This is a genomic window from Bacillus sp. FSL R7-0672, assembly GCF_038601465.1.
Lineage (GTDB): Bacteria > Bacillota > Bacilli > Bacillales > Bacillaceae > Bacillus > Bacillus pumilus.
Map to the genome: position 1 here is coordinate 3,533,239 of NZ_CP152010.1, position 26,263 is coordinate 3,559,501.

Consider the following 26,263-nt stretch of genomic DNA (forward strand, 5'->3'; position numbering starts at 1 on the left):
GCTTTTTGTAAGGGTTTTCTATATAGGAGGCGTTCAATGTGACAAAGAAAATTGGATTCATTGGATTAGGTATTATGGGAAAACCTATGGCACTCAATCTATTAAAAGCCGGTCATACTGTGACTGTTTTCGATCTAAATGAGGAAGCGATTCGAGCGTTACAAGAAGCTGGAGCAAAAGGTGCTGTTTCAGCAGCTGATGCCGCTTCTAAAAGCGATATCATCATCACAATGCTTCCTAAAGGAGAGCATGTAGAGGCAGTTGTTTCAGGTGATCATGGCATTTTAACTACAGCTAAACCTGGCACTGTTGTCGTAGATATGAGCTCAATTTCCCCTGTTACTTCTAGAGCTTTAGCTGCTCTTACAAAACAGCATCAGGTGGAATTTATCGACGCACCTGTCAGCGGCGGAGAACCGAAGGCAATAGACGGAACACTTGCCATCATGGCTGGCGGCGAAGAAGTCATCTTTGAGCAAGTGAGGGATGTCCTGCTTGCGATGGGCACAGAGGTTGTATTAGTTGGGACAAATGGAAGCGGAACAACAGCGAAGCTCGCCAATCAAATCATCGTCAACTTAAATATTGCCGCTATGTCCGAGGCGCTCGTTCTTGCCGCTAAATCAGGCATTGCCATTGACAAAATGTATGAAGCCATTCGCGGCGGGCTGGCAGGAAGTGCTGTTCTCGATGCAAAGGTCCCTCTCATCTTAGAACGAAACTTTGAACCAGGCGGACGGATCGACATCAACTTAAAAGATTTAACCAATGTGATGGAAACTGCTCATGATATCGGCGTTCCTCTCCCGCTCTCTAGCCAACTGCTCGAAATCTTCCACGCTCTCAAAGCGGACGGAAAATCTGGACTTGACCATGGCGGCATCGTTCAATATTACGAAAAAATGGCTCATGTCGAAGTGAAGAAAGGATGAAATGGTCATGAAGAAAAGCACTGACATACTGAATGCCCTTCCGAAAGCGGATTCAAAGATCATTCAATCAGCATACGAACAAGCACTGAACAGCTTTCATCATAAAGTCATTGTATTAGATGATGATCCAACAGGGATTCAAACCGTACATGGCGTCTCTGTCTTCACCGATTGGTCAGAAGAAAGCATTGAAGCCGGTTTTCTTGAAGACAGCCGAATGTTCTTTATTTTGACCAATTCTCGCAGTATGACAGAGAAGGAAACGGCTGCTGTGCATGAAACAATCGCTTCAATAATTGTGAAGGTAGCGGAACGGGTTGATCAGGATTTCATTATTGTCAGCCGAGGAGATTCCACTCTTCGTGGACACTTTCCGCTGGAAACTGACGTACTCAGAACCACGATTGAACAGCAAAGCTCCCGCCAATTCAATGGAGAAATCCTTCTTCCTTTTTTCCAAGAAGGTGGACGCTTGACGATCAACAATATTCATTACGTCCAAGATGGACACGAATTAATTCCTGCTGGTGACACAGAATTTGCACGAGATCGCACATTCGGCTTTCAGTCATCTCATCTCGGAGAATGGATTGAAGAAAAGTCAAACGGATCGTTCACGAAAGAGAACACCACCTACATTTCGTTAGATGATCTACGGGCTTTACGGATTGATCAAATAAAAAAACAGCTCATGAGTGTGACCGATTTTAAAAAGGTGGTTGTAAACGCTATGGACTATGACGATGTCAAAGTCTTTGTCACCGCTCTCATTGAGGCCATTCAAGCAGGAAAGCAACTCATGTTCAGAAGTGCGGCGGCACTTACAAAAGTTCTTGGCGGTATAGGGGATCGTGCCTTATTAACAAGACATGACTTGATACAAGAACAAAGCCCGCACGGTGGTCTCATTATGATTGGTTCTCATGTGAAGAAGACAACAGATCAATTAAAAGCGCTTCAACAGAATAAAGAGGTAGCTTTTATTGAGTTTAATACACATCTCGTGCTGGCGCCTGAAGCATTTCAACAAGAAATTGACCGCGTGATTCAGCAAACTGAGGCATTATTAGCATCTGGTCAATCTGTGGCTGTTTATACAAGAAGAGAACGGCTTGACCTTGGGGATGATCGTCAGGAGGAAGAATTAAAGCTCTCTGTAAAAATTAGTGATGCTGTGACAAGCATTGTCCAGCGTCTCACAATTCGCCCTAAGTATCTCATTGCCAAAGGTGGCATTACCTCCAGCGATATTGGAACTAGAGGACTTCACGTGAAACGCGCAACTGTGGCAGGGCAGATCAGACCAGGCATTCCCGTTTGGCAAACAGGTGAAGATAGTAAATTCCCTTTCATGTCTTATGTGATTTTCCCGGGAAATGTTGGTTCAAGGGATACGTTAAAAGAAGCTGTAGACATACTTGAAGGATAAAGCATAGGGGGTGTTTTGCACTCCCTTATGCACCACAAAGGAGGAAAGATCATGTCGTTAGTGTTTATCGGACTTGGCGTTTTATTATTGCTTTTACTCATGGTTGTCTTTAAGTTAAACGCTTTCATATCTTTGATTATTGTTTCTTTAATTGTTGCTGTTTTAGAAGGAATGTCACCACTTGAAGCGATTGCTTCCGTCGAAAAAGGACTCGGCAGTACGCTCGGTCACCTCGCACTCGTTCTCGGTTTTGGGGCGATGCTTGGTAAATTGATGGCTGATTCTGGCGGAGCTCAGCGTATTGCGATGACACTCATTGACCGATTCGGTATTGGAAAAATTCAATGGGCAACGATGCTGACTGGATTTGTGATCGGAATTGCTCTATTTTATGAAACCGGATTCATTATCTTGATTCCACTAGTTTTTACGATCGCACAAGCTGCAAGACTTCCTGTGCTTTATGTGGGTATGCCGCTCGTCGCTGCACTTATCACCACACATGGCTTCCTCCCTCCTCACCCAGGGCCGACTGCCATTGCAAATGTCTTTCAAGCAAACATGGGACAAACCTTATTAGTTGGGATTATTTTAGCGATTCCTGCAGTTTTAGTAGGTGGACTTCTCTTTACGAAACTATTTAAAAAAGATCAGTTACACGCACATATTCCAAAGAACTTATTTAATCCAAAGGAATTTACAGAAGAGGAAATGCCAAGCTTCGGCATTAGCATTTTCACCGCTGTTTTGCCTGTATTGCTCATGACATTCAGAGCAGTTTTAGAAATTTTCTTCCCATCCTCCCCATTACTGCCAACCGCTGAGTTTTTAGGCGAACCGGCGATTGCACTGTTAATCTCCGTGCTTCTTGCTATCTACACGTTTGGACTTGGCAGAGGCAAGAGCATGCAGGATGTGATGAAATCAATCACAGATTCTATCGGTTCTATTGCAATGATTTTATTAATTATTGCAGGTGGCGGCGCCTTTAAACAGGTGCTCATTGATAGCGGGGTTGATCAATACATTGCAGGAATCATGCAAGGAAGCACACTTTCTCCTCTGCTTCTCACTTGGTTGATTGCTGCGGTCCTTCGTGTATCTTTAGGATCAGCCACCGTCGCCGGTCTCACAGCGGCTGGCATTTCTGCTCCTTTGATTGGACTGACAGGTGTGAGCCCAGAATTAATGGTGATCGCAACAGGTGCCGGCAGTATTACGTTCTCTCACGTGAATGATGCGGGTTTCTGGATTTACAAAGAATACTTTAACCTGTCCATGGCCCAAACCTTTAAAACGTGGACATTGATGGTGACCGTTCTTTCACTTGTCGGACTAGCGGGTGTTCTCGTCGCTGATTTGTTCATGTAGAAAATTAACTGTAAAAACCATTGACTTTCTCTCGGAAAAGTTGAATAATTATGTTTATTAAGAAAATTGAATCAAAAGGTAACCTTATTAAGAGTGGTGGAGGGACTGGCCCTGTGAAACCCGGCAACCGCTGTTCCTCGGAACAGAATGGTGCTAATTCCTTAAGCAAGCAGATGCTTGTTTGAAGATAAGGCAGAGTTCTCTCAGTATATGATGCTCTTCCTTATCCAAGGAAGAGCTTTTTTATTTGATTTTTAACCTGTAGAAAGAAGGGATTCAGCATGACACAAGTACAAACCATTGGAAAGAAAACAACGAAACCGCCATTTCGCGCAGATCAAGTAGGCAGTTTACTTCGTTCAGAACGTATCAAGGAAGCACGCAAGCAAAAAGCAGACGGCACACTGACAGCAGAGCAGCTCCGACAAATTGAGAATGAAGAAATCACTCGTATTGTGGAGAAGCAAAAGGAAATTGGATTAGAGGTTGTCACAGATGGAGAGTTCAGACGTGCTTGGTGGCATTTTGACTTTCTTGAGGGATTAGATGGGGTCGAAGGATTTGAAGCAGATCAAGGTATTCAATTCCACAATACGACGACAAAAGCACGGGGCATCAAGGTCACAGGTAAAATCGATTTTACAGATCATCCAATGCTGGAGGATTATCGATTCCTTCACAGCATCGCTGGTGAGCATACGGCTAAAATGACGATCCCAAGTCCGAATATGCTCTTTTTCCGTGGAAAGCTTGATGAAGGTGTGTATGACAGCTTAGATGATTTCCACCATGATGTGGCACAGGCCTATAAGAAAGCCATCCGAGCTTTTTATGATGCAGGCTGTCGCTACTTACAGCTAGATGATACCGCATGGGCAGTGTTCTTTTCTGAAAAAGGTCAGGAACAAATCAAAGCCTTTGGCCGCGAGGAAGATGAACTTCGTGAGTCGTTTGCAAAAACAATCAATGAAGCCGTTGCCGATCGTCCAGAGGATTTGGTGATCACTATGCACATTTGCCGTGGTAACTTTAAATCGACGTGGGCAGCTGAAGGCGGTTATGAAGCAGCGGCAGAAACGATTTTTGCCGGCTTAGATCTGGATGGTCTCTTTTTAGAATTCGATGATGATCGTTCTGGCGGATTTGAGCCCCTTCGCTATGTGAAAAATCCAAATCTTCAAATCGTACTTGGTCTTGTGACTTCAAAGTATGGTGAGCTTGAGCCGGCTGAACAGATTAAAAAACGAATCGAGGAAGCTGCTCAATACGTCGACATTAACCAGATTTGCTTGAGTCCGCAATGCGGGTTCGCCTCAACGGAGGAAGGCAATCTGTTAACAGAAGAACAGCAATGGGAAAAACTTCGTCATGTGATTGAGATTGCAGATCAAGTGTGGACTTCATAGTCCCCTTGACGAAAAAAAGACAAACCGCAGTATGAACGGTTTGTCTTTTTTCTTTTATGCATCTAAATGATTACCATTTGTCGCAATCACTTGTTTATACCAATCGAAGCTTTTCTTTTTCTTTCTATCTAATGTTCCTTTTCCTTCGTTATCACGGTCGACATAAATGAAGCCGTATCGTTTTTTCATTTCAGCTGTTGATGCGCTGACAAGGTCAATTGGGCCCCAGCTTGTATAACCCATCAAGTCTACTCCGTCTGCAATGGCTTCTCTCGCCTCTAGCAAATGGCTTCTGAGGTAATCAATTCGGTAATCGTCTTGAATGGACCCGTCTTCTTCTACTTGATCGACAGCTCCTAGTCCATTTTCTACGATAAACAATGGTTTTTGGTAGCGGTCATATAGCTGGTTTAGTGTTGTACGAAGTCCTTTTGGATCAATTTGCCATCCCCAATCACTTGCTTCTAGATAAGGGTTTTTCACGCCTTCAAATAGGTTACCACCAGTCACTTGTCCAAGAACCTCTGGATCTGTACTTGTCACAAAGCTCATGTAATAGCTGAAGCCAATATAGTCCACTGTATGGTTTCTTAGGATGTCTTCATCACCATCTTGGATCTCAATATGAATACCATTTTCGCGGAAGTATCGTTTCATGTAACCTGGGTAGTAGCCTCTTGCCTGTACATCTGAGAAGAACAATGTTTTACGGTCCTGATCCATTGCAGCAAACATATCTTCTGGTCTTGAGCTGTACGGATAAGTTGTCATCGCTGCAATCATACAGCCGATTTTCGCATCAGGAATGATTTCGTGTCCTGCTTTGACAGCTAAAGCACTTGCAACAAATTGGTGATGCGCTGCTTGATATTGAATGCTTTTCTCGTCATCACCCTCTTCAAATACAAGTCCGCCGCCAGTGAAAGGCGCATGTAACACGACGTTGATTTCATTAAAGGTCATCCAATATTTCACTTTGTCTTTATAGTGAGTAAACAACGTTTTCGCATATGTTTCATAAAGATCGACAAGCTTACGGTTTCTCCAACCGCCGTAGTTTTTCACAAGTGCAAGCGGCATTTCATAATGAGAAATTGTGACAACTGGTTCAATTCCATGCTTATGCAGTTCATCGAATACTTTGTCATAAAAAGCAAGGCCTGCTTCATTTGGTTTCGCATCGTCGCCATTTGGGAAAATACGCGGCCAAGAAATAGAGAGTCTGAAGCATTTGAATCCCATTTCTGCAAAGAGTGCAATATCTTCTTTATAGCGATGATAGAAGTCAATCGCATCATGATATAAGTTCAAGTCTTTCATTGATTCATCGAATGGATGCATAATACCGTGCGGTGATACATCAGCTGTCGATAAGCCTTTTCCATCTTTATTATAAGCACCTTCAATTTGGTTGCCCGCAACAGCGCCGCCCCATAAGAAACCTTTAGGAAATGTTTTTTCTAACTTGTTCATGTTGAATGCCCTCCTCTTTTTCTTCTACACTGACTGTGAGCAGTGTCTCTTGTACTGAAATCGCGCCTTCTGTTTTCGCATCAACTTGTGCAAAATCGTTTGTGTTAGTGACGATAATTGGTGTGGTGACATCATAGCCTTCTTGCTGAATGCCCTCGATATCAAATTCAACGAGCACATCTCCTGCTTGAACAAAATCACCAGACTGCACATGACTTGTGAAATACTTTCCGTCAAGTTTTACCGTGTCAATCCCGACATGAATGAGAAGTTCTGTACCTTGTTCACTCTTCAAGCCAATAGCATGTTTTGTGTGGAAAATGGTTTCAACCTTGCCGTTGAACGGTGCTACAACACGCCCAACTGTTGGAACAATGGCTGCACCTTTACCCATGATTTCATTAGAGAATGTTGCATCATTTACTTGATTTAGCGGCTTTAGTTCACCTTCAAGCGGGCTTTGTACCACTTCATTTTGAAGTGCTACTGTGTCTTTCTTTTCTTCTGGTTTGTCTGCTTTTGTATCATCTTTCACTGGTACATCTTTGAATCCTAGAACAAGTGTCATGATGGTTGCTACAACAAAGCCGATGACTAATCCAATGATGGAGTAGACAAATGTTGGACCAATGAATGTTGGGAGACCTGGGAGACCTGCTGATCCAGACACCACATATGATTTTACTTTAAAGATCGACATGAACACGCCGCCTGCTGCTGCACCAATGAGGGCTGCAAAGAACGGTTTTTTCAATCGCATGTTCACCCCATACATAGCAGGTTCAGTAATACCCATTAATGCAGTGATACTTGTAGACATCGCCAACGATTTGAATGTTTTGTTTTTTGATCTTAAGAAGACACCGAATGCTGCACCAGCTTGTGCCATATTTGCAACAAACATCATTGGCATAATGAAGTCAAAGCCGTTTAATGTAATATTGTTGATCATGATTGGAAGTAGTGCATAGTGCATGCCCGTAATGATCAATGGTGACATGAAGCCGCCGATCAAGAGTCCGGCCAAAATACCTGCATGTTTGAACAATAAATCAATTCCACCTGAAAGGCCATTTCCGATAATCCCACCAAGCGGTCCTACCGCGATGAGCATAATTGGTACAACGACGAGAAGTGTGACCGTTGGAACAAGGATGATCTTTAATGATTTCGGGCTGTATTTTTCTGCGAATTTTTCAACATATGAGCCGAGCCAGATGGTAAGTAGAATTGGAATCACCGATGAAGAGTACACAACGGCAACCACTGGCAAGCCTAAAAATTCTGTATTTCCTGCGCCTAGTAAAGCCGTTAACTGCGGGTGCAGTGCGGCGGCTGCAATGGCAGCGGCGATATACTGATTTGTGCCAATTTTTTTAGCGACGCTTACAGCAAGCAGAATCGGTAAGAAGTAAAAGGCTCCGTCGCCGATAGCTGTTAAAATTGCATATGTGCTGCTTTTATCCGATATCCACTGGAACGTAAGCATGAGTGCCAAGATCCCTTTGATCATACCGGCACCAGCAATGGCTGGAAGAATCGGTGTGAAGACACCAGAGATAAAATCGAAAAGCTTAGATATCACATTTTGTTTTGATGCTTCTTCTGTACCGCCTGACTTTACATCTGTTGACAGTCCTGAGTCAGCAATCATCGCTTGATAGACATTTGAAACATCATTGCCAATAATGACATGATATTGACCTCCGCTTTGATTCACACCCATGACGCCGTCTGTTGATTGCAGCTTCTCCTTATCCGCTTTGCCTTCATCGTATAAGTTGAAGCGAAGTCTTGTCATACAATGCGTGACTTGCTTAACATTCTTTTCACCGCCGACAAGCTCTAAAACTTCTTTTGCTGTTTGTTTGTGGTTCATTGTATTACCCTCCAATCGTTGATTACATCTTGATATAGAAAAAACCTAAACATCCATTAATGTCCGAAAAATAGCGATTCAGACATTAATCGATATTTAGGTTTTGCCTGCTTAACCAGTAACAATCCTTCATAGCGATTGATCTTTATTTAATTTTATATGTCTTTAGATATAAAAAAACCTAAATCATGCCTTATCAAAGATAGGGACAATGATTTAGGTTTTGCCTGCTTGACCAGTAACAATCCTAAAAGATTGTGGGTTATTTAGTTTATAGTTATAAATTATCATGTTATTTTAGTAATGTCAACGCTTTCTTTTTAAATTTATTTTCTTTTTATCACTCTGTCGATATGCAAAGTTAAGTATAACATCTCATCTTCTATGAGACTTCGGTTGTATTCTTTTTGAACATAATCATTAATTTTTTCGGCGCATTGGAAAGCTGCTGTGTTTTTTTCTTTTACCACTTCATACAGAAATTCATTTTGATTTTCCATTTGTGTTTCGTTAAACAGACGCTGCCCAAAAAACTTTAAATGCGTGACAAAACGGAAATAATTTAATGATTCCTCGTCTAAATCAATTTGAAAGTGATACTTGACGATATTTAAAATATCTTGAATGAGTTTGGTAATTTGAATCACGTTCGGCATTTCTTCATTGAGCTCTGCATTGACAATGTGCATCGCAATAAAACCGGCTTCATCCTCAGGAAGATGAATGTTGAGCTTGTCCTGAATAATCCGAATCGCTTCTACACCACACATAAACTCATCTTTGTACAACCGCTTGATTTCCCAGAGCAAGGCATTTTTGATGTCCATTCCTTTTTGATGACGTTCAATAGCAAAGGTGATATGATCTGTCAGTGTCACATAGATGCTGTCATTCAAATTTTTATTAAGGGTTGTTCTCGCATGATCAATAATCGCCTCACACACTTGCATATACTCGATTGGAATATCATAAAGCAGGGTTTTGAATTTTTCTGATATATCTTTATTTTGAATGGAAAATACTTTTTCAATACGTTCTTCGTCAATCGGGTCTCCACTTTTCTTTTGAAAAGCGATCCCTCTGCCCATAATGACCAGCTCATGCTGCTCGTCATCATACGCACTGACCACATTATTATTGATTACTTTCGAAATGATCAATTGATACCCCCCAGTACATTCCGCTTTTTCGAGCATTTATTGTTGATTGATATGTCATTTTATTATTATTATCAAAAAAGAGGACTTTAAGATGATTTTACATTTTTTTTTGATACGGTCAACTAGAAAGAATGACATATTACCTCTCAAACATGACGAAATAGGGGCAAAAAGTCTAAAAACATACACAAAAACACTCTATCAAGAGTGTTTAAAGAGTGTTTTTTACAAAATCAGGAGCAATCCCAATTATAGACGACATTCTCGAAATTTTTTCGTTTGAGGTCTTCTGGTTTGATAAAAAAGTTGGCGATTCCGCAGTCTCCCCACAACATATCCACTTCATCATCTGAGTCGATTTGTAATAGTAGAACGGTATGCTCTTGGTCTTCATAGGTACGCGGATCCTCTTGTGTAAAGCCTGGATATCCACCCAATTTGTGACCAAAACCACTCTCTGTCTCATAAAATTCATCTAGCAAGGCATCCGCTTCATCTCCATCAATACCTTCTACACCTTCGAATAGGTCCCAGCTTCGCTTACCTGTGATTTTCTCAAAGCGGAAATCTTCTACACTAATCGTTTCACTTGATCGTTCACCTGTAATGGCGCCTTCCTTCGTCACAGGAAAATAAAAATCATCAGGAATTTTCACAAAAGAAAAATCAGTCAACAACTCTTCTTCTGCCAAAAAAGGTTCCTCAATAAATTTGATCCGAAAATCTTTTTGCTCTGTTTTATGGTCAATATTCATCCCATAAAGATCATCATGCACAGAAATAAAAATTTGCAGAAGTCCTGTTTCTGGATAATCCTTCAGCTTCGGTAGCTGGCCAAAATTAATTTGTGCCAAAAGCTTCATAGGGTGTCCTGCGCCATCAACTGGATATTCGTCGTTTTTGGGGAAGTAAGGATCACCTACAATTTTGCTGTCGTAAGGTCCTGTTTTTCCTTGTTTCATCTGTAATTGAATCATTGGCTGTTCAGTTTGATCTAACATTTTACGGTAAGGTGCTATGATTTCTTGCAGCTTCGCTGATTGTGTCACGATGGTCTTCCTCCTTATGAATAGGTCTACTGACCAGGGTAGTATCTCTTTTTCTATCATACAGAAGTGTACACTGCCTGTCAGTGATCAATCGGTCAATATCCTAACAACTTCCCCACCTTAAAACGAAAAAAACCTCCGATTGATCTGGAGGTTTTAGTCGATCTATTTTTTATTTCACTTGATAATTCACTAAGTCTTCTGCCAATGCTTTCATCGTTTCATTTGTTTCATGAAGACCTTCAATAACTTTTGTGAACGTGCTTACAAGCTCAGCTTGATGCTCAGAAGAAGCGACAATTTGTGCTATTTCTTCTTCCATTCCTTTAATCGATCCCTGCACATCTTTTAGCGCGGTTTCAATATCAGTCGTTGCTTGTTTTGCATGAGTTGACAGCTTTCTCACTTCCGTTGCGACCACTCCGAAGCCTGCTCCTGCTTCACCTACTCTTGCAGCCTCAATTGATGCGTTGAGTCCAAGTAAGTTCGTTTGATCAGAGATACCTTTGATAAGATTGGACACTTGATTGATTTTAGAGGAATTTTCTACAGTGGTTTTCGTGTTTTGTAGAATTTGTTCACTTGTCGCTTGAAGTTCCTCTGAATGCGCAGCAACTTGCTGTACCATTGCGACTAGTTTTTCGGAAGCTTCGTTGCTCTCCGTCATAATGTCATCTAATCGTTGTTGATTGGTCTGATCATAGGCCACGCAGAAAGCAGCGACTACCTGACCCGTCTCATCTTTAATTGGAACGGCTACAATATCCATTGGAATTCCGTATACTTCTTTCGGAATTTGGATAAACGATGGCTCTCTCCCATTTTTCAACATCGAAAAGTTTTGAAATCCATCAGCCACTGTATCACCAGCTTTAAATCCTAAGTCAATGTTCCCATGTTGCTGATAATAAAGAACCTTCTCTTTCCCTAAAACAGAAAAGGTTAGTTGCTCTCTCATAGCTAGTCCAATGATTGGTAAAGCGTCTATTATGTTATCAATTCTCTGTGACATTCGCTCACGTTCATCCTCTCTTTTTCTCAGTACATCCTCTTTATCGGTTCGTTATAAGGTCTATTACAGCCTGTAATGTGCACTAATATCAATCAAATGACCTAAGACATATAAAAAGCCCACATTCTATCAAGAGAATGTGGGTGTTTTTAAAAAAAGGACATGCATATCAAGATACTGATACCGATGAGCAAAAGATACATATAGTCGATCCACGAAGTGCTGATGACATGATAATACGTCCGCTCTCTCTCACCCGTGAAGCCTCTTGCTTCCATCGCAATGGCCAACCGTTCTGATTTTCGTACGCCCTGTGTAAAAAGAGGAAGTGCATAACGCATAAAGGCTTTCCAACTGTTTTTTTGCTTATAGCCTCTAATTTTATGTGCCGCCTTCATTTGCTTTAATTCACTTTGAAATAACGGAATAAACCGGAAGCCAGCAAGCATCCCATACGCCCATTTTGGCGACATTTTGCACTGATGAATGAGACTCATCATAAATGCTGTCAAATCTGTTGTGGACGTAAACAGGAGACCGAATGTCACAAAGCCAAGCATTCTGAGAGCGATGGTGAGTCCATTTCTTAAACTCTCCTCTGTCATATGGAACCATGCCCATTTCCAAACAGTATGATCCCCCTTGCCAAAGGCCGCCATCATCCAAAACACGAGAATAAAAAAGAGCAGATAAGGGACAAGTCTTGTGAAAAGATACTTCAAATTCCATCCGCCTAAAACAAGTCCAATACCAAGTGCAAACAGCCAGATGATGAAGGTTGTTTTAGGATCAGATATCGCCATGAGACAACACATCGCAAGTAGATGAGTGAGTAATTTGATGACTGGATTCACAGTGGAAAGAAAGGAATGATTACTTTGCAATCGTCAGCACGTCCTTTCTTTCAGCCACATAGCGATAATGCAACGGGGCTCTCAGCTGATAAACATCGACAAGTTCCTGATTTGAAAACAAATCATAAGGCGTGCCATCATACACATGCTTTCCTTGATGAAAAAGAAGCACTTGATCGGCACACTCATCGACAAGGTCCATATCATGTGTGACCATCAAAATAGTGGTGCCTTGGCGTTGACGCTCTTTTAAGCGCCTGATTAATTCCTTCGCTGTTCTTTCATCCTGCCCGAAAGTCGGCTCGTCTAACAATAGGACATCCTGATCAAAAAGGAGCATTGTAGCCACACTTAATCTTCTTTTTTGACCTAGGCTTAAAGTGAAAGGATGAGCTTTTGCATGCTTTTCTAAACCGAACTCTTTCAATAGCTGAACTGTTTTTTCTTGCACAACGGATTCTGGCCAATTACGCTGCCTTCCACCAAATGCAATTTCATCAAACACTGTATCTTGTATGAATTGAAGCTCCGGGTTTTGAAACACAAAGCCTGCCTTTTCATATAGTTCTCGGTCTGACCACTTTTTAAGGAGTGTCTCTTTTAAAAAAATGTGGCCTTTTTTCGTTGGCTCTAAACGAACCAAATGTTTGAGACATGTGCTTTTCCCGCTTCCATTTTCCCCAATGATCGCCACCCAATCCCCTGCTTTGATATCAAGCTGAAGATCACTCATAATCCTCTTTTTCCCGTAGCTTAATTGAAGATCTTCTGAACGAATGATGGTCTCCCGCTTAGTCGACGGCACTTTTTCATTCTGCTTCTTTCTTGCTTTAAAGGTTTGCATAAGCTTGTGACTCATTGGATGAAATGGATCTTGAAGGATCGTAGACCATTTCTCGGGAAATAATTTCGGCCTCCAAATTCCTGCCTCTTTCATTTCTATTTCATAAGTCGTGAGCACATCTTTTGGAGACCCATCTGCTAAGATGCTGCCTTGATCATTTAATAAAATCACCCGGTCCATCCATTCAATGACACCATCTAGCACATGCTCTACAAAAATCATGGTTTGTCGCTGATCAGCTGCAAGCTGCTGTAGAAGCTGAAATATCTCCATTCTGCCTGCTGGATCAAGCTGTGCGGTCGGTTCATCAAAGAACAGCACATCTGGCTCTAACGCTAGTAAACAAGCAAGCGCCAATCGCTGCTTCATGCCGCCAGATAATGTGTGGATGTCTGTATTCGGATCGACATCAAGTTGAACTTTTTGCATGAGCTGCTGAATGATGCGATCCATCTCGTCACGAGGGACAGAACGGTTCTCTAAGCTAAAGGCAATTTCTTCATTGACGCGATGCATACAAAACTGGGAATCAGGGTCCTGAAACATGACGCCTGTATGTCTTTGCAATATCACTTCGCCCTGCATGTCCGCTTCTAAATGTTCTGGAATGATGCCAGCCAGAACGGAGATGAGCGTGGATTTACCGCTACCGCTTGGTCCTAAAATAAGCACCTTTTCTCCTTTTTGAATGGAAAGAGAGATTTGATGCAAAACGGGCTGAGGCTGTTCATAAAAACGGACAGTGAGATTATTGCACGCGAGAAATGAATTCATGCTGTTCACCTTTGTTTCGTTTTTCTTTCATGATGGCATATTGATTCAGTACACCGGTTTTAGATAATGCGTCCACCACTACTTTCGCTAAACATCCGCCCAGTATCATTCCGCTGATGATTTGAGTCATCAGTGTGATGAGTAAAACTTGAGGTGTGTAATAACCAAAGCCATTCGCAACGAGGCTGTATGCCATTGCTCCAACAGCTGCAAAGGCACCTGACAGCATCAGTGTCCACATGCGATACCGTTTATAACCAAAAAGAGCAAAGGCGATTTCTGCCCCAAGCCCTTGGCATACACCAATCAGCAGGGCTGAAAGACCGAAGTGGCTGCCTGTCAGTAATTCCACAGCGGCAGCGGCTGTTTCTGCAATCAGGGCAGCTCCCGGCTTTTGAATGATATACGCGACGATTGGACTGGCAATCACCCAAATACCAAACATGATGTTGCCTCCTGCTGGGCCAACAAGTGCTGTAATGGGTAAGTAAAGTGTGGACCATCCTAAATAGATGACACCACATGCAACGGATAAAATGACAGCAAGGACAACTTCTTTCATCTTCCATGTCATGATGAATGCACCTCCAATGGAACTGGCCACTCTTCCACCGTAAACGCCATATCCCAAAACTTGTACTCAAGCTGACAGCTTAAGATAAAGTGCTGTTTCATTTTTTCCTTTTCCTTCTCACTTGCTGCTTCCGCCAGCTGATCGAGCCGCTTGCAAAGCTCCACTGTAATAGAGTCGGTTAACCCTCCATAAAATGTGATCCACTCATAAAACGGATGTGACGGGTCAGGCTGCACATCTGTGAGCATTCGTTTCCCAATTTCCCAATATGTCCAAGGGCATGGAAGCAGGACAGCGATGATTTCTCCAAGCGTACCTTCCTTGGCGACTTGTAGCATGTGATGAATATAGTGATGAGCACTCGGAGCAAGCAGGGCACCTTGGAGCTCATCATATGATACACCTGCCACTCGGCAAAGATTTTGATGTGGGTGTGTCTCACTATCTAGTACAAACGCAATCTGCTGATGGAAAAAGGCAATATCTTCTTTGTCTGTACATCTGCTAAGAGCCGCTGCATAAATTTTAATAAAAGCTTGTAAATATTCTGCATCTTGTTTGACGTAATGAATGATCTGTTCCTTTTCCAGCTTTCCTGTTGCCAGTCCTCTAACAAACGGATGCTGATAAATGGCTTCAAATAATGGTTCTGTTTCTTCTCTTAATTGCGCTGAAAACGTCATAAAAAAAGCCTCCTCTTCTTCAGTAGAATAAATGAAAAAGCCACCCCAAATGGAGCGGCCTTCTTATCGATTCAATCATGAATAAGACGAGGTCCAGCTCCACTTCCCTCCGCTAGTACAAACTAGATCAGGTTCAAAGGGTCCAAGATTTTCTCTTGTCTCAGTCATATATGACTCCCCTAGTGGACTTTTGTCATTTAATTATCTTTACTCTACACATGTGTAGATTTGCTGTCAACCGCCTTTCTTAATTCAACGTTCTGATCGTAGGCAGCTTTTCGATCCCTGCAGCATAGTAAAAATTAAGGACACTGAAGAAATCAATTGGTTTTCCTGTTTTCAAATCAACAGCTAAAATATGATCGCCGTAATTTGTCATATCATCAATATCTAAACGCCTTGGCGTTGTCTTTCCAAGTGTATCAACAAAGCTACTATGGTAGTATTGTCCGCTAGCAAACGATGATTCATGATACATAAATAACGTCTCCACATCTAAGTAGACGAGAATGGCCTCAGATGAACTCGCATAAGGAGAAGAGTACGATACTGGTGCCGAAATACTTTTCACTTTCACACTTTCAACAGAATGGGTTCTCTGATCATATTTTCCGTCATAGGAGAAATAAAATACACGCTCCCATTTATAATCGGCGGTCTTAGATTGTTTGTTATACACTTTTGTACCATTAGCGAAAACATCCCCATTCGCATACTCAGCTACAAAGTATTGCAGGGTAGAAGAGAGGGAAACAGCCCCTGTGAAATTGGGTGGGTTTTTTGCATTCACTTGTAACGTGTAAGAGTCTCCGAAATTTCCACCGCTTGTGATACCGAATGCGTAGTCACCTGCTGGTAAATTGGTCAAACCAAGGAGACTGCCTGCTGGCTGAATCAAGTCCGTCGGATAAGCTTGTCCAGTTTCATAATCAACAACAAATAATTGTAAGAAATAATCGGGATTTGAAGAGGTAATTCGGCTGATGAGTGCCTGAGGTGAAGTCGTACTTAACAACCATAAATCGACTGGGTCGTCCTCTGATAAGACAACCGATTGGTTGATGGCTAGTCCATCAATGGAGCGAACGGAAGATGTACGCATCTTACCATCTTTAGCGGCTTTTCGTTTGATACTGATTCCATTTTTCTTATCTACTTTAAAAGATTTTTTCAGTTGCTTCTTTTGGATAGCGGTTCCTTCATCCTGTTTCAAAATCGAGTCTTGCACTTGCTGAATGGCTTTTTCCGTCAGTGGTGACAATTTCCCATCTGATTTCGGTGCTTCTTCTGCTTTTAATACTGGTGAAAATAAACCTGTTGTGACGAGTAGAATGGATAATAACGCTGCAGTGATTTTTCCATAAAATGCTCTCACAGGAACATCCCCTTTTTCCTCAATTGGGTTTTATACCCTGTGAATATTTTACCATTATTTCATTCGTTGTTATGGTCTTTTTTAGGAAATCTTTATGACAAAAAACCAGCCGTATTTGCTACGGCTGGTTTTTTGATCACTTTATGAAATGGTTTTAACAAACAGGCGTGCTGTTTCTGCACTAGAACCTGGGTTTTGTCCAGTAATGATTTGTCCGTCAACTACAGCGTATGGTGCAAAGGCATCTCCTTTTTCAAACGCTGCCCCTTGCTCACGAAGTTTTGTTTCCAATAAAAATGGAACTTTTGATGTCAGCTGAACAGCTTCCTCTTCTTCGTTTGTGAAGCCTGTGATTTTTTTACCTTCGATAAATGATTTGCCATCTTGATCCTTCACATCAATGAATGCTGAAACGCCGTGACAAACAGCTCCGACTGCACCATTTTTGTTTGAAATAGCTAAGATTGCATCGGCTACCAGTTGATTAGACGCAAAATCGATCATTGGGCCGTGTCCTCCCGCAAAGAAGATGCCATCATAATCAGCTGGGTTCACATCTGTAAGCGCCTTTGTGTCTTGAAGTAATTCATATACATCTTCATATTGCGCTGGAACACCTTCTGGAATTGAATTTTTATCAATAGGGACAGTTCCACCTTGAATAGAGACAATTTGAACGTCTAGTTCATTTTCTTTAAAAATATGAAATGGCTCTGCCAACTCTTCTAGCCATAAGCCTGTTGGATGTCCGTTCATTTCTGAACTGCTTGTCGATACTAATAACACTTTCTTACTCATCTTGATCATCCTTTCGATTTAACATGTTTCCATTTTATATTTTGCGCAATTAAATATCAAGCAATTGAACTTCGGTGCAACTCTTTATGGTATACCCGATTTTCTAAAAAATATGGCATGTCATCAAATCTAATCAATATGTGACATTCTATTGGTAGGGAATTTCATGTAAAATTGTCATTGAGTGATATCATATGAGGTAAGATGGATAGACCTCACGGATGTGAGGGGACTTTTAAAGGAGTGGAAAAGAGATGAAAACCTATTCGATTGTGATGATCATCATCACGCTCTGTATCATATTGGCCGTCTTTTTGATGAACTTAACAGGGGTCATGTATGGAAAAATTATTTTGGCTGTTGCCGTTGCACTATGTCTGACATCCATTATTCGTCTAATGGGTCTTCGAAAAAGATAAAAGCCGCCCTTTACTCGGGCGACTTTATTTACGGTTAAATTGCCAGGATAAGCGCAATTAATGCAAGAAGCGCTGGTACTCCTTGCTTGACGATGATTGATTTATTAGAGGTCACACCGCCAAATACCGCAGCGATGATCACGCAAAGAATGAAAAATAGCTGAATCATATATCCAACAGTATTCGATCCAAGAATGAGCCCCCAAATCAGTCCTGCAGCTAAAAACCCGTTATAAAGCCCTTGATTGGCAAACATCACTTTTACATTTGGATCCTTTTGCAAGTGTTCTGGCAGCTTAAAGGATCTCTTTGCCATCTTTGATTCCATAAAAAACATTTCTAATAACATAATGACAAGGTGTTCTAATGCGACAATTCCTACTAGTATTATTGCTAAAATATTCAATTTAGTTAATTCCTTTCTGATAGACGATCACGAATCTCTATTTTATCCGTGTATAAATCAAAGTCTTGTATTAATTCAAGCGCTTCAGTAAAGCGGCTTTGTGGAATGTCTTTCATTTTTCTCACACCAAACTCCTTTTTAATAAAAGCCATGATGGTATTGATATGAAGCTTACCGTGACCATCATACTCGAAATGGCTGCAAAAAGTCTGCATCGTCCCTCTTATCACCTTTAATTGCTTAGCAGTGACACAACTCATTGGTAACGCTCATCCTTTCCTTTGTTTTAACAGCTAAAAAGAACCATGTATGAAAGAAAAACCTTCCAATCTCTATTATATAATGATTTCATTCGGATATCAAAATAAAAAAGAACAGACATTCGACCAAAAAACCGTCCTTTTCATCAAAAACAGTTTATTACCATATCAAAAAGCCGGATTCAATGGTAGAATCCGGCTTTCTGTTTAGTTACTTTTAGAAATTAATACCTTTCCAACAGAACGATCCTTACTTTGTCCAACAACTTTAAAGGATAGACCGTATGTTGGGACATCACGCCCTGCATCTGGATTATTTGGATTCACATAATTCTTTTTATCACTAAATGTACGAGTCGGGCGAATATAGCGATCTACCAACGTTAAGCCAGTTGTCGCTGTATAATCAATATTGAGCTTCGTACTTGGATTCAAAGAAAATGCTGCATCATGTACTTGGAAACCTGTGGCTGCAATGGAGCCGTCACTCCACTTCAATACTTGCTGATCCGCATCTACTACCCCAAGGAAACCGTTCCCTGGGTGTTTTCCTACCCAGTTATCACCGTAGGATTGATCGACATACCACACGACCAAACCGTTATTATAGCTCATGAGGCTTGCCCCGCGTTTGATATGCTTTAACCCTTTATCGACGTCAGCATATGAGCGCCACTCTAGTAAATAGTATTGTGCTGCATATTGTTTTCCATTCGATTTCGAGAATCCGTTAAAGGTGAAAGTAGACGTGCCCTCGGCATCATCTGACCATACTTTCGTTCCATCTGCAGTGATGTTTAAATCATCTACAAATAAGCCTGGCAGTGAATAGCCTGCATCGGTTGTATAGCGGAATTGCAGGTCAATTTTCTTCCCTGCATAAGCAGAAAGATCAAAGGCTGCATCTACCCATCCGTCTGATTTTCCGTCAATTCCATTGCCTTCGTTCGCTCCAGCTTCATTTCGATCGTTCGTGATGTTACCAGCAATGGTCTTCCACTGATCGGTTCCTGTTTCACGAACTTCTACATACGCATAATCATAATCCTCTTCGATATCGTACCATGCTTTAAATGTCAGCTCTGCTTTGCTCCCTTTCGACAAATCGATACCTGTTGTCGTCATGGTCGCATTTAAATTGTCACCCGTTCCGCTAAAGTACGCATTTTGTCCTTGAGCAGGTTTTGTGACCACAATCTCTTTATCTGGTAAATCCACTCGAACCGCATCATGGTTCGTTCCTTTTGTTGCTGCTTCATCAATCAGCACTGTTTTGCTTTTCTTTAATGTTTTACCATCAATAGTTTGTCCAGTAAGCCAGTTACCGCCATGTAAGTTTTGAAGCATTTCTTTCGCATATGGACTAAAGCCTGTTGGTTCCGTTCCAGGGACTTTACCTGCCCAGCTTCCGCTTGACATGATGGACCAGTAGGATACGGGCTCGCCTCCACCTGTGTACTGTGTATCGTACTCATCAGGAAGACCGAGATCATGTCCGAATTCATGTGTAAATACGCCTGCCGCGCCATCTTCAGGCTCAATCGTGTAATCTAACGCGCCTAATTTCCCGCCTTGTCCGACTTCAGATTCAGTGTTTGGAATTTCAAATACATCACCAAGTGACCAGCGGTGCGACCAAATTGCATTAGAGCCAAGCTGTCCGCCGCCAGCTTCTTCACCTACGCCAGCATGAACGACCATCAAATGGTCAATGATGCCGTCTGGTTCGTTATAAACGCCGTCCCCATCCATATCATAGCGGTCCCATTGATCATATTCACCAAGATCAATGTTCGGGTCCTTTGCTGCTGCTTCGAGTGCTTCTTTCACCAATTCACGCGGTCTGCCGTCACTGCCTGATTCATCAGGTACGTTCCCGCCATAATAGGCTGCTTCATGCTTCGCTGTATACCAGCCAGCAACCGTTCCACTGATCGTGTAACTGCCGCCAGACTGTTTCTCATAATATTGCTTCATGGATACTTTTCGTTTCCCATCTGGACCGATGTAGCCATTTTTTCCGAAAAGCATGTCTTGATAGTGCTGCTGATCGTACTTGTCATAGTACATATCAGTCTCTTCTTTTTTAATACTATTATGCTTATAATCTTTAAAATCTACTAATAAAACCAATACCTTATCATTGCGAACATCGCCTTTATACTTTTCCTTTTTGACCGGTTTTACATGATTGCCTTCTTTTCCTTTATGCTTCTTTAACTTTTTCTTTTTGGCTAATTTGTTATGTACCTCTTGTTTGTATTCTTTCAGAAATTCAGGCTCTTCTGTTAAGGTGCTTGCACTTTGTTTCATAGCAGATTCTTCTTTTTTCTTTAGATATTTCTTTAATGCTTTTTGGGTTTCTGCTTCATTGGCATTCTTTTTGATCTTTCCTTGTTTTTTCAAGGCTTTGATGAGACGGTCTTCATTCACAACACTTGCATCGAATGGAATACCTGAATAATGACCGCCGTCTGAGGATGTTGACTTTTCTGTAGTGTGGGCTGATAGAGGGGTGCTGAAAGCTGTCAATGTGCCTAAACCGAGGACAGCTGTTAGTGCTATGCTCGTCCATTTCCCTTTTTTCATTTTGGTTCCTCCCTAATTTGGTAATAAATAATATCTCATTCTAGCATATTCCAATATACTTAAGTCGAAAAACATTTTATTTTCAGAAACTTTGTGGAAAATGCACAATACGGGAATGAAATGGGGCGGAACAAGGTGTCGAAAATAAAAGAACCCCGGGTGATGAACGGGGGACTGACACCCGTTTTTGATACATGGATCAAAACACCTTAATGAAACAGCCAGTTGCCGAAACTTTTTCGGTGACTTTCTAATTTCAAACTGGAGTGGAAGAATTCGATCGAGCATTATCAGCGGGCATACCCTTATGGGACACGCTCATGACAATGCCTTTTTCCTTAATGTCGTTTTGTTCAGCATATGAAGTGAGACTGCTCCTTGATTAACCAATCGTATAAGTGACTAAATCTTTTATGGTGGGTAGATAAAACATTTTTTGACCAAATGGCAAATACGTAATATCGGTCACTCTTTTTTATGGATTTGTCGTAGAAGAATCCCGTTTCAATTGATTTTCTACATGTAAAACAGATCGTTAAAAAGGCAGATTAGGGTGAATTTTGTTGAAACTCTCAAATTTTTTTCTATTGACATCAACCAAAAGGTGTAACTATAATGGTTACATCTCATCTGGGTGTAACTGAGTTCGTTACATCTTTTTTCTAAGGCTATCCAGCATGAATCAAATATTCACTTTGTTTCGGGGAGGTTAATGATTGAACAATATCCAATTAATTCGCTAAAGAAATATTTATTTATGTGTTGGCTACACTCATACATAAGACCTGTGTTTTTAGTCATTAATAACATATAGGGTCTTCGTAAAAAATGAAAAAGGAGAATCATCTAATGTTTAAATTAAAATCAGTCATAGGATTTACTTTAGGTCTTTGTTTCGTGTTATTGCTAAGCGCATGTGCTAGCAATGAAGATACAAAAAATACAGCAACCGATAACAAAAACACAGCGGACAAACAAGCTGTAAATCTTAAAATCACAACATTCAACCCTGGTGATAAAGGAGTTTTTGCTGTCACTTCTAGCTTGATTGAAGGACCGAAAGAAGTCATTCTTGTCGATGCCCAGTTTGAAAAGGATAATGCAGAGAAGTTAGTAAAAATGATTCGCGATACAGGAAAGAAACTGACAACTGTTTATGTCAGTCATAAAGACCCAGATTATTACTTTGGTCTCTCTGCCATTCGTGAAGCATTCCCTGATGTGAAAATTGTGGCAACGCCTGAAACTGTTAAGGGAATTAAAAAAACGATTCAGGCCAAAAATGATTACTGGAATCCAATATTGAAGAAAAATGCACCAACAGCACAGATTATTCCAGATGTTTTAAAGGGAGATAAACTGACCGTTGATGGAAAAAACATCAACATCATTGGACTTGACGGACCAGACCCATCTCACACTTTTCTTTGGGTTCCATCGAAAAAAACAGTTCTAGGTGGAGTACCTGTTTATGAGAATGAATATGTTTGGACAGCAGACAATCAATCTCAAAAAAGTCGTGATCAATGGCGTGAAATTCTAAATCATATTCTTGATCTGAAGCCGGAACGTGTGATTCCAGGTCATTATCTAGGTAAGAGTGCTGAAGATACATCAGCAGTTGTGTTTACCCGTGACTATATTACAAAATTTGAAGCAGCAGCTAAGAGGGCAGACAATTCAGCTCAATTGATTGCTGAAATGAAGAAAGAGTATCCGAACTTTACGAACACTGGAGACTTAGAATTGAGTGCTAAAGTCATGAAAGGCGAACAACAGTGGCCGTGATGTCATAAATATGATTGACCATTCAGTGTGTTCTCATTTTAGATGGGAGCACCTGAATGATTAGATGAAATATTTTGACTTGATTATTTTACCTCCTTAATTGATTTCATCTTCACTTCAAGCGAATAACTAACTCTTGAACCCATAGAAAAACACCTCCAAATTGATTTCAGGTATTCTATACCCGATTTTCAACTTAAAGGTGTTTTTATTTGTCTCCCTTTATAGGGTCCAGTCCTGAACGCCTAGGGTGTTTGTTGTTTTACTATGAAAGTTGCTGGCCTTGAAAGGCAACAACGTCAAGTGGAGCGGCTAAGAATTCTTTTGCCTTCGCTACGAAAGCTTGGAAATGTGCACTCGCATTATGGCTCTGAACCGCAGCGTCATCTTTCCACACTTCTACCATTAAGAAGGTATTTTCCTTATCTGTATCCTTGAACAGCTTGTAGGATACATTGCCTTCTTCCGCTTGTGAAGCTTTCATTAATGCTTTGATTTCTTCTAGAAATACGATTTCTTTTTCTGGATGAATGGTCATCCCTGCATGAATAATAATCATCTAATCGTCTCCTTTTTAAAAGATATTATTTCCACTCTGTAATGCGTTCAATCGGTAAGCGGTAAGAAGCATAACCTTCGTCAGTAGCTTTCCCAATTGATAACAGCATCACTGGTACATAACGTTCTTTATCCCAGCCAAATGTTTCAGCGATGACTTCTTTATCAAATCCGCCAATTGGATTTGTATCATAGCCGTGTGCACGTGCTGCAAGCATAAGCTGCATAGACACAATTCCACCGTCAATTAAGATTGTTTCGCGGTTGACATGCTCTGGAAGTACCTCAAAGTGTGCAGTTAGTGCAGCAATTTGTCTTTCTTTCACTTCTTGTGGCATGTAGCCATGCTCCACTGCTTTTGAATAAATTTCATCTAAGTATTCATTGCTTTTCATATCTGCAAATACAGCAATGACAGCTGCTGATGTTGACACTTGAGTTTGGTTGAATTTTGCAAGTGGTGCAAGCTTTTCTTTTCCTTCTGGGCTGTCAATGACCATGAAGCGCCAAGGTTGTGCATTCACTGATGATGGTGCAGTTGTTGCTTCTTCTAAAATCTCTGCCATTTCTTCTTTGCTGATTTTCACAGCTGGGTCATAGTTACGAATGGAGCGGCGTCCTTTCATAATTTCCATAAAATCGTTTGTTTTTAATGTTGTAGCCATGTTGAAACACTCCTTTAGGTTGTTTGAATCTTTTCGATGTTTTGTTGTATTCGGTTGAGCACATCAGTGAGAAGCTTTCGTTCTTCGTCACTTACGTTTTCAAGCATTTCTGAGATAAATCGTTCTTTTTCTTTTTTAGAAGCTTCGATTCTTATTCTGCCTTCTTCTGTCAGACGAACAAGTGTGACTCGATTATCTTCTGGCTTTCTTCTGCGCGTGACCATTCCTTTTGTTTCTAACTGTTTTAAGTGACGCGTCACAGCCGCACTATCAATATTTACTTTTTTCTGCAAATCTGACTGGCTGATTTCGTCTGCTTGGAATAACAGTGATAGCAACTCTAGTCTTGATTGGCTGATGCCCGTGCATGCTTCGAACTTCACGCCCATCATACGGTTCACACACTGCAAACGGTATAATACCTCTGCTTCTTCAGAGCAAAATGCAGTCAATGCCATCCCCTCTTTTCTATTCAGATCAATTAGTTGATATATCAATCATTGACTCGTCAACTAATATACACCCATTATTTAATGATTGCAAGAGGTTTGTTTCATAAAGTAAAATTTTTTATCTCAATAGAAAAAGAAATGAACAAAAAAAGGACAAAAGCGGCGAAGCACTTTTGTCCTTTTTTCTTTATTCTGTGATCACAGTGTGAATGAGAGTTGGTGCATCGGCATGATCTGCGATGCGGATGTTATCATAAATTTTCTCCACGACATTTGCAACGTCTTCACGATTTGCATGAAGTGTCACGAGTGAATCTCCTTTTTCAACACGATCGCCGACTTTTTTGTTCAGCATGATGCCGACAGATAGGTCGATCTCGTCCTCTTTTGTCGCACGTCCTGCTCCAAGAATCATCGCTGCAACACCGATCTCGTCTGCGACGATTTCAGCAACCACACCTGCTTCTTTTGCAGGAACGTCGATTTGGTAAGGGGCTTGCGGCAGTTTTTCCGGCTGATCTACAATCGAGCCGTCTCCACCTTGATTTTCTAAGAATTCTTTGAATTTCTCAAGTGCTTTGCCGTTTTTCATGACTTCAATTAGCTTTTCTCTTGCTTCATCAAGCGTTTCTGCTTTTTTCGCAAGAACGACCATTTGACTTCCTAAAGTGAGCACAAGCTCGTTTAAGTCTTCAGGGCCTTCGCCTTTAAGCGTATCAATCGCTTCTTTCACTTCAAGGGAATTTCCAATCGCTAATCCTAACGGTTGAGACATATCAGAGATGACAGCCATCGTTTGTCTGCCAACGTTGTTTCCGATGCGGACCATGGCTTTTGCAAGCTTCTCAGAGTCTTCAGGTGTTTTCATGAAAGCACCTGCACCTGTTTTCACATCTAATACGATCGCATCTGCGCCAGCAGCAATTTTCTTACTCATAATAGAGCTTGCAATGAGCGGGATGGAGTTAACGGTTCCTGTCACATCACGAAGGGCATAAAGCTTTTTATCCGCTGGTGTCAGGTTGCCTGATTGACCAATGACCGCTACTTTATGACGGTTCACAAGCTCGATGAATTCGTCTTTTGTAATTTCTACGTGGAAGCCTTTTACCGCTTCAAGCTTGTCCACTGTACCGCCTGTATGTCCAAGGCCGCGGCCAGACATTTTCGCAACAGGTACATCAAGTGCAGCCACAAGAGGAGCGAGTACAAGCGTTGTTGTATCGCCTACACCGCCTGTTGAGTGCTTGTCTACTTTAATACCCTCAATGGCAGAGAGGTCAATCGTGTCTCCCGAGTTCGCCATAGCGAGCGTTAAGTCTGCACGTTCTTGATCCGTCATATCTTGGAAGAAAATTGCCATAGCCAAGGCACTTGCTTGGTAGTCAGGAATTGTTCCGTCCGTATATTCTTTGACAAAGAAAGAAATTTCCTCTGAAGATAATTCTTTTCCGTCACGTTTTTTTGCAATGATATCTACCATTCTCATTGTTTTCACCATTCCTTTTTTTAA

24 protein-coding genes and 2 riboswitches are annotated in these 26,263 nt (G+C 41.3%); of the genes, 6 read left to right on the forward strand and 18 right to left on the reverse strand.

From position 1 onward, the window contains the following. Nucleotides 1–38: 38 nt before the first annotated feature. The 4 genes from garR (at nt 39) to MKY18_RS18070 (ending at nt 5,138) form a co-directional block, all read left to right on the forward strand. Complete coding sequence (garR, locus tag MKY18_RS18055) at nt 39–932, forward strand: 2-hydroxy-3-oxopropionate reductase (protein ID WP_065099237.1); 894 nt, start codon at nt 39–41, stop codon at nt 930–932. 7 nt (nt 933–939) lie between these two features. Continuing rightward, a complete protein-coding gene (locus MKY18_RS18060; protein ID WP_217012556.1) occupies nt 940–2,361 on the forward strand; it encodes a four-carbon acid sugar kinase family protein in 1,422 nt (473 codons plus the stop codon). 51 nt (nt 2,362–2,412) lie between these two features. Beyond that, entirely contained in the window at nt 2,413–3,732 is a 1,320-nt protein-coding gene (locus MKY18_RS18065; protein WP_065099236.1) for a gluconate:H+ symporter, read from the forward strand. An 81-nt stretch (nt 3,733–3,813) separates the two neighbouring features. After that, a riboswitch (SAM riboswitch) is annotated at nt 3,814–3,926 on the forward strand. 87 nt (nt 3,927–4,013) lie between these two features. After that, a complete protein-coding gene (locus MKY18_RS18070; RefSeq protein ID WP_265208694.1) occupies nt 4,014–5,138 on the forward strand; it encodes a 5-methyltetrahydropteroyltriglutamate--homocysteine S-methyltransferase in 1,125 nt (374 codons plus the stop codon). 54 nt (nt 5,139–5,192) lie between these two features. On the opposite strand, the gene MKY18_RS18075 is transcribed toward MKY18_RS18070, so the two are convergent. From MKY18_RS18075 to MKY18_RS18125, 11 genes are all read right to left on the reverse strand, one after another. Further along, entirely contained in the window at nt 5,193–6,611 is a 1,419-nt protein-coding gene (locus tag MKY18_RS18075; protein ID WP_265208693.1) for a glycoside hydrolase family 1 protein, read from the reverse strand. Next, nucleotides 6,583–8,490 (reverse strand): beta-glucoside-specific PTS transporter subunit IIABC, encoded by a 1,908-nt coding sequence (locus tag MKY18_RS18080; RefSeq protein ID WP_278177182.1) that lies wholly within the window; start codon nt 8,488–8,490, stop codon nt 6,583–6,585. The genes MKY18_RS18075 and MKY18_RS18080 overlap by 29 nt, the downstream gene beginning before the upstream one ends. Nucleotides 8,491–8,816: 326 nt before the next feature. Then, nucleotides 8,817–9,650: a PRD domain-containing protein gene (locus MKY18_RS18085; protein ID WP_044140329.1), complete on the reverse strand. Its 834-nt coding sequence runs from the start codon at nt 9,648–9,650 to the stop codon at nt 8,817–8,819. A gap of 233 nt (nt 9,651–9,883) precedes the next feature. Continuing rightward, the gene (locus tag MKY18_RS18090) at nt 9,884–10,699 is read right to left on the reverse strand and encodes a YwqG family protein (RefSeq protein WP_283924045.1); all 816 of its coding nucleotides are present in this window, start codon (nt 10,697–10,699) and stop codon (nt 9,884–9,886) included. Nucleotides 10,700–10,871: 172 nt separating this feature from the next. After that, a complete protein-coding gene (locus MKY18_RS18095; RefSeq protein WP_106065964.1) occupies nt 10,872–11,711 on the reverse strand; it encodes a methyl-accepting chemotaxis protein in 840 nt (279 codons plus the stop codon). Between the two features lie 149 nt (nt 11,712–11,860). Further along, entirely contained in the window at nt 11,861–12,595 is a 735-nt protein-coding gene (locus MKY18_RS18100) for an energy-coupling factor transporter transmembrane component T (protein ID WP_034620284.1), read from the reverse strand. Beyond that, nucleotides 12,585–14,183 carry an energy-coupling factor transporter ATPase gene (locus MKY18_RS18105; protein WP_342497629.1) on the reverse strand — a complete coding sequence of 533 codons (1,599 nt, stop codon included), beginning with the start codon at nt 14,181–14,183 and terminating at the stop codon, nt 12,585–12,587. Before MKY18_RS18105 ends, MKY18_RS18100 begins: the two co-directional genes overlap by 11 nt. Next, nucleotides 14,158–14,757 (reverse strand): ECF transporter S component, encoded by a 600-nt coding sequence (locus MKY18_RS18110; protein WP_106065962.1) that lies wholly within the window; start codon nt 14,755–14,757, stop codon nt 14,158–14,160. The genes MKY18_RS18105 and MKY18_RS18110 overlap by 26 nt, the downstream gene beginning before the upstream one ends. After that, complete coding sequence (tenA, locus tag MKY18_RS18115) at nt 14,754–15,440, reverse strand: thiaminase II (RefSeq protein ID WP_283924047.1); 687 nt, start codon at nt 15,438–15,440, stop codon at nt 14,754–14,756. Before tenA ends, MKY18_RS18110 begins: the two co-directional genes overlap by 4 nt. An 87-nt stretch (nt 15,441–15,527) precedes the next feature. Beyond that, nucleotides 15,528–15,631, reverse strand: a riboswitch (TPP riboswitch). Nucleotides 15,632–15,687: 56 nt separating this feature from the next. Next, complete coding sequence (locus MKY18_RS18120) at nt 15,688–16,815, reverse strand: hypothetical protein (RefSeq protein WP_113767906.1); 1,128 nt, start codon at nt 16,813–16,815, stop codon at nt 15,688–15,690. A gap of 141 nt (nt 16,816–16,956) precedes the next feature. Beyond that, nucleotides 16,957–17,613 carry a type 1 glutamine amidotransferase domain-containing protein gene (locus tag MKY18_RS18125; RefSeq protein WP_003215149.1) on the reverse strand — a complete coding sequence of 219 codons (657 nt, stop codon included), beginning with the start codon at nt 17,611–17,613 and terminating at the stop codon, nt 16,957–16,959. 254 nt (nt 17,614–17,867) lie between these two features. On the opposite strand from MKY18_RS18125, the gene MKY18_RS18130 reads away from it, so the two are divergent. After that, entirely contained in the window at nt 17,868–18,032 is a 165-nt protein-coding gene (locus MKY18_RS18130) for a hypothetical protein (protein ID WP_003214630.1), read from the forward strand. A gap of 34 nt (nt 18,033–18,066) precedes the next feature. Here the strand turns inward: MKY18_RS18130 and MKY18_RS18135 are convergent, their stop codons facing one another. The 3 genes from MKY18_RS18135 to MKY18_RS18145 all read right to left on the reverse strand — a co-directional run bounded on the left by MKY18_RS18135 (nt 18,067) and on the right by MKY18_RS18145 (nt 21,287). Next, a complete protein-coding gene (locus MKY18_RS18135; protein WP_003215243.1) occupies nt 18,067–18,438 on the reverse strand; it encodes a DUF1304 domain-containing protein in 372 nt (123 codons plus the stop codon). Nucleotides 18,439–18,443: 5 nt separating this feature from the next. Further along, nucleotides 18,444–18,698: an ORF6C domain-containing protein gene (locus MKY18_RS18140; RefSeq protein WP_034620285.1), complete on the reverse strand. Its 255-nt coding sequence runs from the start codon at nt 18,696–18,698 to the stop codon at nt 18,444–18,446. A 207-nt stretch (nt 18,699–18,905) separates the two neighbouring features. Then, nucleotides 18,906–21,287 (reverse strand): immune inhibitor A domain-containing protein, encoded by a 2,382-nt coding sequence (locus MKY18_RS18145; protein ID WP_185108126.1) that lies wholly within the window; start codon nt 21,285–21,287, stop codon nt 18,906–18,908. A gap of 849 nt (nt 21,288–22,136) precedes the next feature. Here MKY18_RS18145 and MKY18_RS18150 point away from each other — a divergent pair. Then, the gene (locus tag MKY18_RS18150; protein ID WP_113767908.1) at nt 22,137–23,075 is read left to right on the forward strand and encodes an MBL fold metallo-hydrolase; all 939 of its coding nucleotides are present in this window, start codon (nt 22,137–22,139) and stop codon (nt 23,073–23,075) included. Nucleotides 23,076–23,340: 265 nt separating this feature from the next. Here the strand turns inward: MKY18_RS18150 and MKY18_RS18155 are convergent, their stop codons facing one another. From MKY18_RS18155 to MKY18_RS18170, 4 genes are all read right to left on the reverse strand, one after another. Continuing rightward, nucleotides 23,341–23,634: a putative quinol monooxygenase gene (locus tag MKY18_RS18155; protein WP_044140340.1), complete on the reverse strand. Its 294-nt coding sequence runs from the start codon at nt 23,632–23,634 to the stop codon at nt 23,341–23,343. Nucleotides 23,635–23,659: 25 nt separating this feature from the next. Then, nucleotides 23,660–24,298 carry a nitroreductase family protein gene (locus MKY18_RS18160; RefSeq protein ID WP_113767909.1) on the reverse strand — a complete coding sequence of 213 codons (639 nt, stop codon included), beginning with the start codon at nt 24,296–24,298 and terminating at the stop codon, nt 23,660–23,662. A 14-nt stretch (nt 24,299–24,312) separates the two neighbouring features. Continuing rightward, nucleotides 24,313–24,756: a MarR family transcriptional regulator gene (locus MKY18_RS18165; RefSeq protein ID WP_044140342.1), complete on the reverse strand. Its 444-nt coding sequence runs from the start codon at nt 24,754–24,756 to the stop codon at nt 24,313–24,315. Nucleotides 24,757–24,937: 181 nt separating this feature from the next. Next, on the reverse strand, nt 24,938–26,239 hold the full coding sequence (locus MKY18_RS18170; protein ID WP_106065954.1) for a pyrimidine-nucleoside phosphorylase: 1,302 nt from the start codon (nt 26,237–26,239) through the stop codon (nt 24,938–24,940). Nucleotides 26,240–26,263 lie beyond the last annotated feature (24 nt).

Excerpts from the sequence above, each read along its gene's own strand:
- MKY18_RS18130 (WP_003214630.1), top strand. The coding sequence starts at position 17,868 with ATGAAAACCTATTCGATTGTGATGATCATCATCACGCTCTGTATCATA.
- MKY18_RS18170 (WP_106065954.1), bottom strand. The coding sequence starts at position 26,239 with ATGAGAATGGTAGATATCATTGCAAAAAAACGTGACGGAAAAGAATTA.
- MKY18_RS18060 (WP_217012556.1), top strand. The coding sequence starts at position 940 with ATGAAGAAAAGCACTGACATACTGAATGCCCTTCCGAAAGCGGATTCA.
- MKY18_RS18075 (WP_265208693.1), bottom strand. The coding sequence starts at position 6,611 with ATGAACAAGTTAGAAAAAACATTTCCTAAAGGTTTCTTATGGGGCGGC.
- tenA (WP_283924047.1), bottom strand. The coding sequence starts at position 15,440 with ATGACGTTTTCAGCGCAATTAAGAGAAGAAACAGAACCATTATTTGAA.
- MKY18_RS18125 (WP_003215149.1), bottom strand. The coding sequence starts at position 17,613 with ATGAGTAAGAAAGTGTTATTAGTATCGACAAGCAGTTCAGAAATGAAC.
- MKY18_RS18070 (WP_265208694.1), top strand. The coding sequence starts at position 4,014 with ATGACACAAGTACAAACCATTGGAAAGAAAACAACGAAACCGCCATTT.
- MKY18_RS18080 (WP_278177182.1), bottom strand. The coding sequence starts at position 8,490 with ATGAACCACAAACAAACAGCAAAAGAAGTTTTAGAGCTTGTCGGCGGT.
- MKY18_RS18095 (WP_106065964.1), bottom strand. The coding sequence starts at position 11,711 with ATGTCACAGAGAATTGATAACATAATAGACGCTTTACCAATCATTGGA.
- MKY18_RS18160 (WP_113767909.1), bottom strand. The coding sequence starts at position 24,298 with ATGGCTACAACATTAAAAACAAACGATTTTATGGAAATTATGAAAGGA.
- MKY18_RS18110 (WP_106065962.1), bottom strand. The coding sequence starts at position 14,757 with ATGACATGGAAGATGAAAGAAGTTGTCCTTGCTGTCATTTTATCCGTT.
- MKY18_RS18145 (WP_185108126.1), bottom strand. The coding sequence starts at position 21,287 with ATGAAAAAAGGGAAATGGACGAGCATAGCACTAACAGCTGTCCTCGGT.
- MKY18_RS18150 (WP_113767908.1), top strand. The coding sequence starts at position 22,137 with ATGTTTAAATTAAAATCAGTCATAGGATTTACTTTAGGTCTTTGTTTC.
- MKY18_RS18065 (WP_065099236.1), top strand. The coding sequence starts at position 2,413 with ATGTCGTTAGTGTTTATCGGACTTGGCGTTTTATTATTGCTTTTACTC.
- MKY18_RS18105 (WP_342497629.1), bottom strand. The coding sequence starts at position 14,183 with ATGAATTCATTTCTCGCGTGCAATAATCTCACTGTCCGTTTTTATGAA.
- MKY18_RS18140 (WP_034620285.1), bottom strand. The coding sequence starts at position 18,698 with ATGAGTTGTGTCACTGCTAAGCAATTAAAGGTGATAAGAGGGACGATG.
- MKY18_RS18155 (WP_044140340.1), bottom strand. The coding sequence starts at position 23,634 with ATGATTATTATTCATGCAGGGATGACCATTCATCCAGAAAAAGAAATC.
- MKY18_RS18165 (WP_044140342.1), bottom strand. The coding sequence starts at position 24,756 with ATGGCATTGACTGCATTTTGCTCTGAAGAAGCAGAGGTATTATACCGT.